Raw genomic sequence first — 15344 nt, forward strand, 5'->3', positions numbered from 1 at the left:
CCCCATTCGTGCATCATAAGCGCGCGTTCCTGCTTATATGGATTATTCGGTTACTCCGGTCTGCCTTGCGTAACGCCGTGCACATAGGTGAACCAAGGCGTATCGAGCGCTCCCTGGCCCGGGTTATAGGTGAAGAAATACTCCACCGTATCCCCGTGCTGCAGGTTGTTCACCGGATAGGTGAAGTTTCCGTTTCCGGTTGGATGCATCGCCACATTCAGCTGACCGCCGTTATTGATCTTGTAGTGCAGATCAGCAAAGGTCGCGCCGTTGACATAGAACAACAGATCATCACCAGTCCGCTTCAGGCCGCGTACCTCATCGCCGATCACGATGGTGGAAGGCGATCCGGGGCCGTCCGGATTCTGTCCGCCTCCCCCTCCGCCTTCGCCGCCTTCTTTATACACACGTACATAGTCTACTTGAAGCGTAGCCGGGATGTCGCCCGGATTTGGCGCACGGCCGCCATCGAAGGTGCCGCCGAGGGCCAGGTTCACAATGAGATAGAACGGCTGGTCGAACGGCGCGTTCGGATTGTTCGGTGCAGCAAGCGAATACCATTGTTCTCTCGTTACCTTGAAGAAGAACTTGCCATCTACATACCATTTAATGTTGTCCTCTTCCCAAACGACAGAATAGACATGGTAGTCATTGGCGATGGTCTGTCCTTCAGGGAAATGATATTCACCGGACAGATGCGTGTTTGACGGCCATTGTCCGCCGAAGTGAACCGCGCCGGTGGAGGTTCCAGGCAGACGTCCTCTTGCTTCCATGATGTCAATTTCACCGGAGGATGCCCATGTGCCGTAGACATTGTCCTGCGGAAGCATCCAGAATGCCGGCCAGACCCCGTTGCCTGTCGGCAGCTTCGCGCGGAAGTCCACGCGGCCATACTGCAGGGTGAATTTATCCTTGGTGTTAATTTTGCCGGAGGAGTATGGTGCCACTCGGCCCGGGTCTTGAGGGAACGTTTTTGGATCTTCCAGGGCCCGGATATTTAGGTTACCACCTTGTACGAAAATATTTTGGGTGCTGTCCGTGTAATGCTGCAGCTCTGCATTACCCCAGCCCCATGTGTTCGGATCGTCATTGAGATAATACCCGACCTCATAATTCCATTTGCTATGGTCAAGCTGGGTTCCGTTAAATTCATCGTGCCAGATCAGGGTCATACCTTCAATATTCGGGTTGTCCGGCGTGCTGAGCGGAATGTCCTCCTGATCGCTTACGTCTGGACGAGGCGCGTTCGGATTGCCGATAAACGTGTAATAGACATAGTTATCGCCAATATTCCCGCCAGCCTGCCCGTTCAGCGGATAGCCGATGCGGATCTGCATGTCTTCCTGAATCGGCTGGAACCACAGGCCGTAGATATAGTCGGACCAGTAGCCCCACTGATTCGCATCGGACATGTTGTTGTAGCCGTTAGCAGAGTAAGAGAAGCCGCTTTGCGCGGAGTCGCTCAAGTCCACCCATTGTCCGTTTCTGTTGATCTGGTATACAAAATTTCCAAGCTCGGATGCAATTGGCGCACCGCCGTCAATTTTAGGCAGCGGAATACCGATTGCACCGCTGTTATCTGCCGTAAAGGTTGTGCCTTCATATGGAGTAATCATGTATGAATTCCTCACCGGTTCATTAAAGATGATGGTATAGATGACATTGGCCGAAGAGGTTTTCGACTCAAGCTTCACATGGATCGATTCGGTGACCGTGAACCAGTAACCGCCGCCGCCATCGGTGAATTGACCGAAGTTGCGGTCATAGATCCAGCCGCTGGCCGCATTGTTGTCGATATCAATCCATTCGCTGCTGTTGACAGGCTTGACGTACACCTTCAGATCATCGGCTACAGCCTCATAAGGAATGGCCGGATCGTTGTTGAAGATCGGATAGGTGAAACCGGCGCCGCCTGTAAAGCCTGCTGTGATCTCCGGTCCTTGTGTAGGCGTCATCGCCGTAATGGTCGTTCTGTTGATGTTCTGGAATTGAAGCGTGTAATTCAGCGTCACGCCATTCGCTTTGGAGAACAGCTGAATCTCTGTCGTTTCAGAGATAGTAAACCAGTAGCCGTTGAAGCCGCCATCGCTCCAGTGGCCCCAGTTCTGGTTATAGACAAAGCGGCTTACGCTGTCGATATCGATCCAATTGCCGCCGACTCTCACATTGACGCCTAAATCCTGGATAACATCCTGCAGCGTGGCAGAGCCTCCGTTGAATATAGGCATGACAAATCCGTAGCTAGCCTGACCAACCCCGGATTTGGAAATGACAGGCCCGTCTGCTGGCGAAAAGTAATCCATAGAGGTAATGGTGGTTGCCGCTGCCTGAGCCTTCGATGCCGGCAACAGACCTACGCTGGCCACCATGACTACCGCTAAGAACAAACACCACACTTTTGACACCAAACGCTTCTCCGAAGAGTAAGATCGCCTCATAAATACCCTCCCTAAATAAAATAATAGTAGATGTCCTGGCTGAAAGGTCTCATAGGAAAACGCTTACACCAGAAACATCTTTATTCTATCGATAACGTCATCAGATGGATAGGTGCCATTTTTTTGGTTAGGTCCCATTATTTCGGGTCGTAAAACACAAGTCCACCATTGCCAAGACCTTGGACGTATGATAATTTTCGTGTATACGAGTAGAAAGGTGTAAGAGGGATCATCCACGCTGAAAGGAAATAGTACATTATGCCTAAAACCATTGTAGAGAAGCTGAATTTGCAAAAGTATCAGAAGACAGCCGTGTTGAATACGCCGGCAGGCGAGGAGAGTCTGGCTGAGCTGTCGGATGCGGATCACGAGCTAATCCAGGAGCAATACGACCTGATTTTTGCCTTCGTGCTGGATATGAATGCCTTTCAGCAGCTTATCGGGACCATCATCGCCGGGAATCGATTGCGTGAGGGCGGTCTCTTATATGCCGCCTATCCTAAAAAAGGAAACCGAGTATACCCGACTTATATTCACCGGGATTCGCTATTTGAGGGGGTTGGGGCGGACGAAGATGGCTATATCGGGACAAGCAGTCTCAAATTCAATCGCATGGTGGGGATGAACGAGGTATTTACGGTGGTAGGCTTTAAAAATGAAAGAAAAAAGGCCGTCTCGGGATCTGCGAAGCCAAGTCAAAGCGTGGATGATTACGTTTCCTTCATCCCGCAAATCGAAGAGGATTTGAGCGGTGCGCCGGCGGAGCTCGCGTTCTATCGTTCGCTTACGCCAGGGTATCGCAAGGATTGGGCCCGTTATGTATACAGCGCGATCCAGGAGCAGACGAGAGCGAAGCGCAGAGAAGAAATGATCGCTGTTCTGGCTCAAGGCTATAAAAGTATGGATCTTTATCGGCGGGGAAAAAGGTAACGCTGTTCGGCCAGGCAGGTTGTACAGTTTTTGTACAGAAGCGGTTGTTACAATGTGCTGGGACTCTATTCCCTCTAATAAATCATGAATGACCAAGATATAGGCGTCCTGTTGGAATGGAGGTAGACGGCTTGAACTGGCGAAGTGGACGCAAAGCGGTGTGGATAGGGCTATGCATATTGCTGGGGGCGGCTCTCGGAATCGGAGGCTGGCTGACCCGGGCGGGGGGAGAAAATCTGACGAAGCGTTTTATCATGACCCATATGACGAATCCGAACGGCACGTTGGCCACGTATTTACAAGGGGCCGATTCTGTCGTGCCTGAGCTGGCGGCTGGGCGAGAAGCGCTGTCCGAGTCCCTTGGGTTCTGGATGCAGGCGGCGCTGGCAAGTGATGATCTTGCCGAGTTTGAGAGAAGCTATGAACAGCTGGTCCAATACTTTATTGCCTCCGAGCCCCGCTACATTGCATGGAAGCTCAGCGGTGAGGGCGAGGCGCAAGTAAGCACGAATGCGCTTGGGGATGATTTGCGGATTATCGGGGCTTTGCTGGAAGGTGCCCGCAAGTGGGAGGAGCATCCTGAATGGATAGAGACAGCCCGCCAGCTTACGAATACATTATTAAGCCGCTCCGAGAAGAACGGCTACCTGGTGGATTTCTACGATTTTGCCAGAGCGGAAGCGCCGGACACGCTGAGTCTCGCTTATGTGGACTTGCCGGTGCTGGAAGCTCTTATGCAAGCGGGTCTGCTGGATAAGGAAGCGTACGGCCGATACCATGCGCTGCTGCAGGACATGCCGGATGACGGTGTATTTTTCCCCAAGTCCTATAACGTGGTGAGCGGGGAATACACTTATGTGTCCGAGGTGAACATGATTGATCAGCTGCTGGTGGCGATCTATGCGGGTGAAACGACAAAAGCGCAGTCGCTGCATTCGTTTCTGAAGCGGGAGTATGAACAGACCGGAATGGTCGCGGGACAGTATCGGCGGGCTGACCGGACAGCGGCGGTGGACTACGAATCCTCATCGGTGTATGGCCTGGCGATCGTATACTCGCTTCAGCAGGGAGACCCGGTGTTCGCTAACAAGCTGTATGAACAGATGCAGAGACTCAGGGGGCAGGATGAACGTTATCCCGGAGGGTATGTGTTTGAGGGAAATACGCATATTTTTGATAACTTGCTTCCTTTATTAGGGGAGTATGCAATTCGTAGGGGTGGACATGGAAAATAAAAAACTGATTCAGCGGATGGTGTGGGGCTACGTTCTGCTGCTTGCTTTGGCCATTGCAGGAAACGCTGGTTTATATCCATGTATTCATAAACCAGTCTTTCACCTGGATGGAGCTCGTGTTCGCCATAGGCTGCCTGGCTGCTCTGCTGCTCGGATTTCTGGCTCCTGCCGGCTTCTCGGCTGTGGTTACGTTCATATATATTGTTGCTTATTTTGTATGGCTGGCCACCTATGCCGAGGTGAACGTGTTATCCTTCTCCTTGCTGTGGCAGATCCCGGCCAATGTGGCTGCAGCGGCATTCATCAAGGCGGGGCTCGTTCGCAATAAACGGATGATGGAGAGGCTGGAGGAGCTTCAGCACAAACACCCGGAAGTTGACCTGGCGACGTTGCTGGGCAACAAGGAAGCTTTTAAAGAAACGCTGGTCAAGCAGTCGAATCTGGCCCATCGTTATTCGGAGACGTATAACTTTTGCCTGGCCATGTTCAAAATCGAATTTCTCCCGATGGTGCAAGAAGCGCTCGGCTCCCAAGGGTATGCCCGGCTGCTCGCGTCCTTGTCGGAAGCGATCCGGAAGCAAATTCGGTATGAAGATTACAAATTTGCCCTGGACGAGGGCAGGTTCATTGTGCTGCTGCCGATGACCAACCAGGCCTACCTAAAGGCGCTGACAGACCGGATCAAAAATGCCTTGATGGATATTCCGTTTCAGGACCGGAATGGCCGGGAGCTGAAGCTGGTGATCCGCGCCGGGGCGCTTGTGTTTGCCATTGTGCGGCGCTGGCGCTGCTCATCGCTACACTGACCTTCCGGGTTCGTGTCCATCGTAGATATGACCGGAGGAAGAACAGTGGCTGATCTCTTATTGGTTTTTTGCATACTGAGTATCTGGGCGGCGGTATTTCAGTCCATCGTCATTATGGGAGGGGCGGTCCGGTTCATTTTCAGACAGAGCCGCAAGGAGTGGGATATTCCGTCTCAGGACGAAATGGAGCATTTCCCCAAGGTGACCGTCCTCGTCCCTGCACATAATGAGGAGCTGGTGATCGCGGCTACGGCAGAGCATATTCTGCGGCTGAATTATCCGAAGGATAAAGTGCAGCTGATTGTCATTGCCGACAATTGCAGTGACCGCACGGCAGCGAAGCTCAAGGAGCTGAAGCAGAGGGAAGCCTACCGCGACCGGGACTTCATGATATTCGAACGCACGGGAACCGGCGGCAAGTCGGGAGCGCTGAACGATGCGCTCTTGCATGCCAAGCATGAGTGGGTATGCGTGTTTGATGCGGATGCGGCGCCGGAGCGGAACGCGCTGTATTTTTTGATTGAAAAAGCGCTGGAGGACCCGGACAGATACGGGGCGGTTTTTGGAAGGAACAAGGCGAGGAACCGCGGGCAAAATTTTCTCTCCAAATGCATCAATCTGGAACTCGTTACCGCACAGCGTATTTACCATACCGGGCTATGGGAGCTGTTCAAGCTGGGGACGATCCCCGGCACGAACTTTATTGTGAAGACGGAGCTGATCCGTGAAATCGGCGGCTGGGACACGGAGGCGATCACCGAGGATACGGCGATTTCCTTCGAGATTATGACGAGAGGTCAGCTGATCGCGCTGGCGCCTCAGGCGGAAGCCTATCAGCAGGAGCCGGAGCAGCTCAGCGTGTACCTGAAGCAGCGGGAGCGCTGGGCGAAAGGGAACTTTGCGGTTGTGATGGAGATTATCCACCATCTGTTTGGACGCTCAAGCTGGCGCATTAAGCTGCAGGTGCTGTATTATGCGGCGAGCTACTTCTGGTATCTGCTGTCCATTATCATCTCGGATATCATTATTGTCGTCAATCTCGTGTACTGGGGGATCTCGCTGTTTCATCCAGAAGTGGTATCCCCGTTCCAGTTCGCCGACGATCTGTATATTTACCTGATGATCGCCTGGGGGTTGATGTACTACCTCTTCGTATTACAGATCAATCTCGCGCTGGCGACGGATATCGGACAAAGCACGACGCAAAACTTTATTCTCTCCTGCTTGTCCTATTTCACATATGCCCAGCTGTTTGTGCTGGTGTCCATACGCGCGTTCTGTTCCCTGTTGATTGATAAGGTGACAGGGCGAAAAGTGAAATGGTACAAAACGCAGCGCTTCGGCTAATAGTAGAGCTCATACGAGGCTCATGAGAGCCGCCCGATTTGCATCCACGTCGACTGCGCGCGCGAGAACAGCCTGTGAATATAATAGCTCAGGCTTGGCGAATCATGATAACCGTAGGACATCAGCGCCTTGGTATCCATGAAGCGCGCCTCGGTTGTAGGACTGCCCATGACAACGGAAATAAGCCGCTTCCCGTCTCTGGCCGCCGTTCCGGTAAAGCAATATCCGGCTGCGGCGGTATAACCGGTTTTCAGCCCGTCCAGTCCTTGGACGTGGTAGGACGGGTTCGTTGAATGCAGCATGTCGTTGGTGCTGAACACCGAAAGATCCCTGAACTCCAGCTCATACGCCTGGACCGCGCTGTAGTCGAGAATTTCCGGGAAATCGTTCACAAGATGGAAGGCAAGCGCCGCGACATCGGCGGCTGTCATCATCGTATTGCGCCCGGTTGCTTCCTCCGTGAGCCCGGTGGCATTCACAAATTGGGTGTAGCTGGACAGACCCAGCTCCCGGGCTTTGTTGTTCATCATGCGCACGAATTCAGTCTCGCTGCCGGCAATATGCTCGGCCAAGGCGACGGCGGCATTGTTGGCGGAGGGCAGGGCCATCCCGATGAACAGATCACGCACACGGAGCTGGTCCCCTGCCTGAATGGCGATGGAGGCACCGGTCGTGTGGGCTGCCTTACGGCTGACAGTCACATGCTCCTCCCACGTCAGGGCTCCGTTTCGGATATGCTCCAGGACGAGATATTCCGTCATCATCTTGGACATGCTCGCCACAGGATATGGCGTGTCTGTATCCTTGGCGTAGATCACTTCACCTGAGCGGGCATCGATCAGAATCGCAGCTCTTGCCGATACTTCAGGTCTCTTGCCGTATGTATGCCAGATAAGCAGGAACAGGGCAATGGCCAGGCAGACAAACAGCAGAAACAGCTGCCCCTCTCTGATTTTTCTCGTGCGTCGGGTTCTTTTCTTCATCGATCTTTGCTCCTATCCATACATGATTAAGGTCATTGTAATGGAGCGGATTAAAGAATCCGGAAGAAAATTCTAAAGAAATATAAAGATTGTTACGACTGCTTGTTCAGAAGCTGCAACTGGACGGTGAAGCAGGTCTTTTCACTGCTGCTGGACACGTCAATGGTGCCTTGATGCAGCTCGATAATATCTTTGGCAATGGCCAGTCCGAGCCCCGAACCGCCGGTTTCGGCCGATCTGGACTTCTCCACCCGGTAGAAGCGGTCAAAAATATGAGGCAGGTCGATCGCAGGAATCGGATCGCCGTAGTTCACAATGTCGATGATCAAGGTATCATCCTCATCCTTCAGAAAAATATCCAGGTATTTACCGTCTTTGCCGTAATGAATCGCATTGGAGAACAGATTCTCGAATACGCGCGCCAGTTTGTTGCTGTCACCGAGTACATATTTCTCCTCCGTCGAGTAAAATTGTCGGCATTCCACCCCGCTGCGCTCCAGCTCCAGGCGAAACTGCTGCTCCATCTGGCTGAGCATCTCCACCATATTGATCGGAATTTTCTCGAGGGATACGGTTTTGTTCCTCAATTTCGTGTATTCGAACAGATCATGAATCAGGTTGTTAAGCGCAGAAGCCCTGGCATATACAATTTGAGTATAGTAGCGGAGCTCGACCTCGTCCTTGTACTTGTCATTTTCAATCAGCGACAGGTAGCCCAGAATGGACGTCATCGGCGTTCGCAGGTCATGGGAGACGTTGGTGATCAGCTCGTTCTTGGTCATCTCCGCCTGCAGCTCCTCCTTCATCGATTGCTTCAGGCGATCGACAACGATCATGATATGGTCGGATAACAGGGCCAGGTCCTGGAAGGGCATCTCTTTCAGCCTGTCGTTAAAATTCCCCTCGGCAATAAACGCCACATCCTGGATCAACCGTGAGACACAGCGATCGTAGTAGGCTCTTCTTTCCCTGCGGTAGAACAGGTACAGGTACAAGAGCGTAAGCATCATCCATAGCACGAGATAGACCACGGGCTCTACCACCTGCAGCAATCGGTCCCACTTGCGGGGGCCAACGATATCTATAAAAGCATTTCTCGTATTGGTGAATACGAGGGAGTTGTATAAGATACTGGTGATGATATTCTCCAATAAGAGAAATGTCAGCATAGCCAGCCCTCCGGCCAGCACGATCAGGAATATTATTCTCCATCTCGGAAGGTCGCGCAGCAACCCCAGCAGTTGTTTATTCAATTTTATATCCCACTCCCCACACAGTATGAATGATCGACAAGCCGTTCATGGCAGACTCCAGCTTCTCCCTCAGGTTGCTTATGTGCACCATGACGGTCTTGGTGGACGCTGGTCCAGGCTCTTTCCATACCAATTCAAAGATCTCCTCCGAGCTGAACACCCGGCCGGGATGTGATGCCAGTAAATGCAAAATGCCAAACTCCAGCGAGGTCAGCTTGATCGTCTGCCCATCGACCTTGACGGTATGGGTCTTCTTGTTGATGGCCACATTGTGAACGACAATTTCGTCCTCTGAGCTGCTCACCGGCTTCGGATAGGCCCGCCGCAACAAAGCCTTCACCCGGACCACCAGCTCGAGCGGGTTGAACGGTTTGACCATGTAGTCATCGGCCCCGGTCATAAGGCCGTGGATCTTGTCCATATCCTCGGCTTTGGCGCTCAGCATTAGGATGGGGACGTTGCTCGTTTTGCGAATATGCTTGCAGACTTCAATCCCATCCACGTTCGGCATCATGACATCCAGCACGATCAGATCAATAGGGTGCCGGGCAAATTGGGACAAGGCATGCTCGCCGTCCTTGGCTGTATGAAGAGTATAGCCTTCGTTGGCCAGGTATAATTCGATCAGCTCCAGAATTTTATCATCATCGTCTACGATTAGAATATCGGTCATGACTCATTCAATCCTCCACTTGGTATGCCGCAAAGGCGGATATCCCCGCGCTTGCCTGTCATCACATCAGTATGCACGGGAATTTATTTTATCTTAACACGGATTGTAAAGAAGAGAGATTCGAGGGTTCAAGGGAGGCGGCCTTCGGAGAAAAGAAGATAGGCTGTAGTCCGCGGAGGGGATGTTGTGATAAGCTCTCCTTATACGCGATGAGAGAACGGCGTGCTCGGTTTCACGGATGCGAGGCATCCTGCACAAATGACCACAGACGGGAGTAGAAGAACACGATGAGCAAATGGAAATTGGCTGTTATTGGCCTTGGGCATATGGGCAAGCATATGATTCATCGCTTGCTGCCACAGTTTACGGACAAGATCGAACTGGTGGCGTTATGCGACAATGACGAAGCAAGTTTGCGGCGCGAAGCAGAAGCGGCTGGAGGGAGCGCCCCTGCGCTATACACAGACTATCGGCTGCTGCTGGAAGAGATTCCGCTCGATCTGGTCTATATCGCGGTTCCGCCATCCCTGCACTACGATGTGGCGCGGATCGCTTTTGAGAAGGGGATTCACGTCTTCTGCGAGAAGCCGCTGGCCAACAGCCTAGCGGAGGCGAAGCGACTGCTGGAGCTGGCTGAGCAGGCACGGGTGAATCATGTGATTCACTTCTCGCTTCCGCTCGATCCGGCTGTACAGAAGCTGCAATCGCTCGTTCAGGAACGGGCCATCGGGAGCATTCAGCGTATGGAGCTCTACCTGGAGTTTCCGCAGTGGCCAAGAGCCTGGCAGCAGAATGCCTGGATTACGTCCCGGCATGAGGGCGGGTATTTGCTGGAAGTGGGCATCCACTGGATCAATATGATTCAGCAGGTGTTCGGCCCAATAACCCATGTTCAGAGCGAGGTCGAGTTTCCGGCGGATTCGAAACAATGCGAGAGCACCGTCAAGGCAACGATGCGACTGCATCATGGCGTGGATATCCAGGTGTCGGGTACGGATCATCGTGAAGGGGAAGAGCGTGTCTCCCTGGTCGTTCACGGGGACGAGGGGACAATAGCGCTGGAGAACTGGCGCCATCTGTTCAAGGGCGGTAAGGGAGAAGAATTACAGCCTGTACCGGCCGAGGCGGAGGAGAGCAAGCTGCCCATCTTGAAGCAGATTCTTCGGATATTGGACGGGGAGCCGGGCCAGGTCTATGATTTCTATGATGGATATAACGCCCAGGTGGTACTGGAAGCATTGCGCAAACCGGGGGAAGGCTTCACGGACTTGAGACCGCTGCTGCAGTCCAAGTGACGGATTTGACGATCTCGGGTCCGGATGGAAATTGTCCTCCGACTCAAGGTTATCGGGATGACATCGGGTGATTTGTATGCATGGTCGTACAAATCACCTTTTATTCGTTGAACTGGGCCGTCTTGTACAACAAATCGTATAAGTCATCCTGAGGCGAAGCATGCCGCGATCCTTTCTGTCTGAGCTGTAATCCGTGCGACCTCATGGCTTATAAAGAGGATGCAGATGCTCCCAGCAGGCTCTTCCTCTTGATCCCCTTTACGAGGGATTAATTTCCTTATAGATATCGTTTATAATGTAGGAGATTGTGGAAGAGAGCTTAGGCTAGCAAAATAATAGGGGTGAATGCGTTTGAAAAACAACAGTTCAAAAAGAATGGCGAGTTTTCTGATCTTATTTCTTGTATGTCATATTGCACTATTTCAACCAGTAGGTATGTCGGCTGCAGGGTCAGAATTCACGCAGTCCAGCACTCCAATAAGCTTAAGCTCCAGTACTGAACGGACCGTGGACTACATTCATAATCAGGATGGGTTTAGTTATAGCGGACTTATTCCGGCTCAACCGCTAGGCACAGAGATTGAAATGACGGGCTATCAGGATTGGCCGAGCGGTTTTACCAAAGATGGTTATGCCTTTGCTGGCGGGGTCTTTGACGGTCAGAGCATTTGGATGCTTCCTTTCAATGTCGATCAGGTTGTGAAAGTGGATAGCGTGACCGGCCAGATGACGGGGTACAACGACTGGCCTGCGAATCTTGATCTAGGGGGGAGCTACGGGGGCTTCTTCGTCGGGTCATTCAAGGGCGGGGCGTTTGACGGTGAGAACATCTGGATGGTCCCTTATAATGCCAGTCAGGTTGTTAAGGTGAACAAAGCAACGGGTGAGATGAGCGGCTATGAGAACTGGCCCGTGGGATTTACTAAAGGAGAAAATGCATTTTCAGGCGGGATCTATGCTGGATCAAGTCTGTGGCTTATTCCTGCGTCAGCTGATCGCGTTATCGAACTGAATACGGAAACGGGTGAGATGACCGGTTATGACGCTTGGCCCGCCGGATTTATGAAAAATCAGTATTCCTTTACGGGCGGTGTATATGACGGTCGAAATATTTGGCTGATTCCATACAATGCAGACCGGATTGTGAAGCTGGACACGGAAACAGGCGAGATGACAGACTATGACGCTTGGCCGGCCGGATTTACGAAGAATCCGTATGCCTTTGCGGGTGGTGTGTATGACGGTCAGAACGTTTGGCTGGTTCCTCTTAACGCTTTGCAGGTGTTGAAAGTCAATACGCTGACAGGGGAGATGACTAGCTACGACTTGCCTAGGGATGCTTGGCAAGGAGCCGGTGGGAGCATCTTTCAAGGTGGCGTGTATGATGGTCAAAGCATCTGGCTCCTTCCCTATTCGGATGGGATTGGGGTCGTGCGAATTGATAAAACGACAGGCGAAATGGCAACCTACAAGAATTGGCCAAGCGGCTTCTCAAAGGGGTTAGCTGCTTTTAATAGTGGTGTATTTGACGGCCAGAATATCTGGATGATCCCTTATAGTGCTGACCGTATCATCAAACTATTTTCGCTGACGTATACCATAGAGGAGATCCAGGATCAGCAAATGACTCCGCTAACGGTAGGGTATGAGCCGGGGACACCGGAAATCAAGACCATGACGATCACAAGGAATGGAACAGGGGAGTTAACAAGCCTTGCGGTGGCCTTAAGTGGAGCGGATGCTGATGCGTTTGAGATTAGCCAGCCCGCAGCTACAGCATTAAATCATGCAGCAGCGTCAACGACCTTTACCATTCAGGCGAAGGATGGACTGGCGCCAGGTACATACACAGGCTTAGTGACGGTCTCGGCCGACCATATGGAGGACGTTACCTTTACCATAACGCAAGTGGTTGCCGGAGTGTACGATAGTGTGATAAGTCCCGTAATGGCAAGTTTTGACAAAAATGTGACCTCTGCAACGTATGCCGATATAACAACAGAAGTAACATGGAAGGGAAATACGTTACTTGCGATAGAAAATGAGGGAGTGGCGCTGGTTCCTGATATAGATTATACGCTGGCAGATAACCTCGTAACGATCAAAAAGGAATACTTAGCCGGTCTGCCTCTAGGCGCCACGAGTCTGACGTTTACCTTTAGTGCAGGGGAGCCGCAGACACTGGTTATCACGGTCAGTGACTCGACACCCGTTATTGACGATGTCCCTGACAATGACGGTCCAAACGACGGTTCAAACGGTGGTCCAAGCGGCGGTTCAAATGGGGGCGCAACTGGCGGTACAAATGACGGCAGGGGGAGTAGCATGCCTCCAAATACCCACCTGATTTCGAAGGCTGGGGCAACCATTTCTTTTCAGGGGGGCCAGATTGTAATTCCTGAGGGAGCTTGGAACACATCCTTTTACCTTACGATTAACCGGCTGCGCAGCACAGAGGTTCTGGCTCTGGCCGATACACTCTCTTTAACAGGGAAAGAGCGGTTTGTTAGTGAAGTCATCGAGCTTAAAAAAGATCAAGCAGGGAAGTTTCATAAGGAAGTTACCCTACATTTGGAGTTAACAGAGGATGAGGATTTTGTTAATAGGGAAGGCATGAACGTGTCCCTTTACGGGTTGGACGAAGCAAATCAGGAATGGGTCGAGCTCAATAACGTTAAAGTGGACGAGGAGAAGCATAGCATCAGCGGAACGGTCGACCATTTTACTAAATTTGCGGCGATCGCCTCACAAGAGGAAGAGAAAGAAGCACCCGTACCTGTACCTGCTGTTCATTTATCCGATATTAGCGGACACTGGGCCGAGGAGAGCATCCATCGTCTGGTAGCTATGGGGGCCATTAGCGGTTATCCGGATGGAACCTTTCAACCGAATCAGCCCGTGACAAGATCAGAGTTCGTGACCATCTTGGTGCGAGCGTTTCAGCTTAACCTAGAAGATGGACTTACGGCTTCGCCTCCTTTTGAAGATGTACAAGCGCATTGGGCGATTGAAGCGATCTCCGCCGCTTACGCTCACGATATCATTCAGGGCTATAGCAATACTTCCTTTGGTCCAGAGGATCGGATGACGCGCGAGCAGATGGCGGTTATGATCGGTAAGCTGCTGGGATTAGAAGCGACCACGTTCAACTCCATATTCGTGGATCAGGGGGCCATATCTGATTGGGCTAATCCAAGAGTGATGGCCGTAGTACAGCGCGGGATCATGAACGGGTATTCGAACCAGGCGTTTAGACCGGAAGCTTATGCTACAAGAGCGGAGGTCGCGGCTGTTATCCTTCGAGCTTTGGAGATAAAATAAGCATAATTCGCAGACGTGAGCGCTATGCGATCGAGCAGCCCTGTCATGCGGATTTAAGAAAAAGAAACCTATCCTTGGTAAAATGGCGGATTACCCAGCCACTAACCGAACAGGACAGGTTTCTTTTTTGTGCAGCTACCCGCGGATTCACGTTTCTGCTTATGAATCTTTGCGGAGAATACCCCGCCAAATCACGTCATTCGTGTCAACAACGCCGCCATTCCACCCGCATCTACTGGCGCTGCAGCGTGCGCATGAAAGCTTCGAGATTGCTGTGCAGGAAGCCAGTGTCCATCTCCATGCCGGTCATGCGGGCTTGAACGTCCCGCACAAAGCTCGTCAAGTCGCTGGTTGAAGTGCGGTCGAACCGGCCGGGGCCCGTGCTTCTCTGAAGCTCCTTCATCTGGTCGGCGGCGGCTTGTCGATATTCCGTTACCCAGTCCTCGCGCGCAGCCACCTTCCGGGCAAAGGTATCCAAGATGCTGCCCCAGTCGCCTCCGGTGGCTATCGCCTCCTGAAGCTGGGTCATGGTGTCCGGCTCGAATCGGCGCATCATCTCGCCCAGGTCGACATAATCATCAGGAGCGCCGACCGGTCTCTGTGCCGGAGTGTCATAACGGATGACATTGGTGTCAGGATCGACGGTGCCCGTGTTAGAGATCGCTGCGATGAGACGCATCGTATCCATCCATTGTGCAGCCGCATCCTTGTCCATGTAGTTGTCAGCTATGAATTGAGCCTGAGCAAGACCGAGCTCCACAAGTGCAGCCCGCTTATCCGTGTCTGTCTCGTTGGTGATGAAATTGGATTGAATAATGCCGTAAGCAGCCTCGCTTACCTGTGCCGGCTGATCCTGCAGCAGCTGCTTCAGCGAATCATGAATTTGAGCCGTTCCAAAATAAACAGCCGAATGATGCACAATAGCGGAATCGGCCAGCTGACGCGCACCGGGACTGATCTCGACCGAGTCCTTGTCATGCGGCCGCACGGGAGGCGCATCGGTCACTAACGCAAGCCGGTCGGGATGTGATTTGCGGGATGTGTAGAGATTCATGATGGTGTG

The 15344-nt window shown here is 52.2% G+C and carries 11 protein-coding genes; 6 read left to right on the forward strand and 5 right to left on the reverse strand.

Going from position 1 to position 15344, the window contains the following annotated elements; all coding sequences use genetic code 11:
• Window positions 1-50: 50 nt before the first annotated feature.
• A complete protein-coding gene (locus tag CHH75_RS23695) occupies window positions 51-2438 on the reverse strand; it encodes a glycoside hydrolase family 16 protein (protein WP_095265172.1) in 2388 nt (795 codons plus the stop codon).
• 258 nt (window positions 2439-2696) lie between these two features.
• Here CHH75_RS23695 and CHH75_RS23700 point away from each other — a divergent pair, with 258 nt between their 5' ends.
• From CHH75_RS23700 to CHH75_RS23715, 4 genes are all read left to right on the forward strand, one after another.
• The gene (locus CHH75_RS23700) at window positions 2697-3368 is read left to right on the forward strand and encodes a YdeI/OmpD-associated family protein (RefSeq protein WP_095265171.1); all 672 of its coding nucleotides are present in this window, start codon (window positions 2697-2699) and stop codon (window positions 3366-3368) included.
• A gap of 131 nt (window positions 3369-3499) precedes the next feature.
• A complete protein-coding gene (locus tag CHH75_RS23705) occupies window positions 3500-4603 on the forward strand; it encodes a glycosyl hydrolase family 8 (protein ID WP_095265170.1) in 1104 nt (367 codons plus the stop codon).
• Between the two features lie 41 nt (window positions 4604-4644).
• Complete coding sequence (locus tag CHH75_RS23710; protein ID WP_230875793.1) at window positions 4645-5409, forward strand: GGDEF domain-containing protein; 765 nt, start codon at window positions 4645-4647, stop codon at window positions 5407-5409.
• Window positions 5410-5454: 45 nt separating this feature from the next.
• Entirely contained in the window at window positions 5455-6756 is a 1302-nt protein-coding gene (locus CHH75_RS23715; protein ID WP_095399308.1) for a glycosyltransferase family 2 protein, read from the forward strand.
• Between the two features lie 20 nt (window positions 6757-6776).
• On the opposite strand, the gene CHH75_RS23720 is transcribed toward CHH75_RS23715, so the two are convergent.
• The 3 genes from CHH75_RS23720 to CHH75_RS23730 all read right to left on the reverse strand — a co-directional run bounded on the left by CHH75_RS23720 (window position 6777) and on the right by CHH75_RS23730 (window position 9665).
• Complete coding sequence (locus tag CHH75_RS23720) at window positions 6777-7739, reverse strand: D-alanyl-D-alanine carboxypeptidase family protein (RefSeq protein WP_095399309.1); 963 nt, start codon at window positions 7737-7739, stop codon at window positions 6777-6779.
• A gap of 92 nt (window positions 7740-7831) precedes the next feature.
• On the reverse strand, window positions 7832-8992 hold the full coding sequence (locus tag CHH75_RS23725; RefSeq protein WP_095399310.1) for a sensor histidine kinase: 1161 nt from the start codon (window positions 8990-8992) through the stop codon (window positions 7832-7834).
• Window positions 8985-9665 carry a response regulator transcription factor gene (locus CHH75_RS23730; RefSeq protein WP_095399311.1) on the reverse strand — a complete coding sequence of 227 codons (681 nt, stop codon included), beginning with the start codon at window positions 9663-9665 and terminating at the stop codon, window positions 8985-8987. Before CHH75_RS23730 ends, CHH75_RS23725 begins: the two co-directional genes overlap by 8 nt.
• A gap of 287 nt (window positions 9666-9952) precedes the next feature.
• Here CHH75_RS23730 and CHH75_RS23735 point away from each other — a divergent pair, with 287 nt between their 5' ends.
• Both CHH75_RS23735 and CHH75_RS23740 read left to right on the forward strand, forming a co-directional pair.
• Entirely contained in the window at window positions 9953-10960 is a 1008-nt protein-coding gene (locus tag CHH75_RS23735; RefSeq protein ID WP_095399312.1) for a Gfo/Idh/MocA family protein, read from the forward strand.
• 351 nt (window positions 10961-11311) lie between these two features.
• Window positions 11312-14281: an S-layer homology domain-containing protein gene (locus tag CHH75_RS23740; protein ID WP_176475657.1), complete on the forward strand. Its 2970-nt coding sequence runs from the start codon at window positions 11312-11314 to the stop codon at window positions 14279-14281.
• A gap of 232 nt (window positions 14282-14513) precedes the next feature.
• Here CHH75_RS23740 and CHH75_RS23745 read toward each other — a convergent pair whose 3' ends face one another.
• Window positions 14514-15335: a hypothetical protein gene (locus CHH75_RS23745; RefSeq protein ID WP_095399325.1), complete on the reverse strand. Its 822-nt coding sequence runs from the start codon at window positions 15333-15335 to the stop codon at window positions 14514-14516.
• Window positions 15336-15344: the final 9 nt, after the last annotated feature.

It is taken from the genome of Paenibacillus sp. 7541, assembly GCF_002276395.1.
GTDB classification, from domain to species: Bacteria; Bacillota; Bacilli; order Paenibacillales; family Paenibacillaceae; genus Paenibacillus_AQ; species Paenibacillus_AQ campinasensis.

Bases quoted from the DNA above. Each gene is read 5' to 3' on its own strand.
- CHH75_RS23735 (WP_095399312.1), top strand. From the start codon at position 9,953: ATGAGCAAATGGAAATTGGCTGTTATTGGCCTTGGGCATATGGGCAAG.
- CHH75_RS23695 (WP_095265172.1), bottom strand. From the start codon at position 2,438: ATGAGGCGATCTTACTCTTCGGAGAAGCGTTTGGTGTCAAAAGTGTGG.
- CHH75_RS23745 (WP_095399325.1), bottom strand. From the start codon at position 15,335: ATGAATCTCTACACATCCCGCAAATCACATCCCGACCGGCTTGCGTTA.
- CHH75_RS23730 (WP_095399311.1), bottom strand. From the start codon at position 9,665: ATGACCGATATTCTAATCGTAGACGATGATGATAAAATTCTGGAGCTG.
- CHH75_RS23700 (WP_095265171.1), top strand. From the start codon at position 2,697: ATGCCTAAAACCATTGTAGAGAAGCTGAATTTGCAAAAGTATCAGAAG.
- CHH75_RS23720 (WP_095399309.1), bottom strand. From the start codon at position 7,739: ATGAAGAAAAGAACCCGACGCACGAGAAAAATCAGAGAGGGGCAGCTG.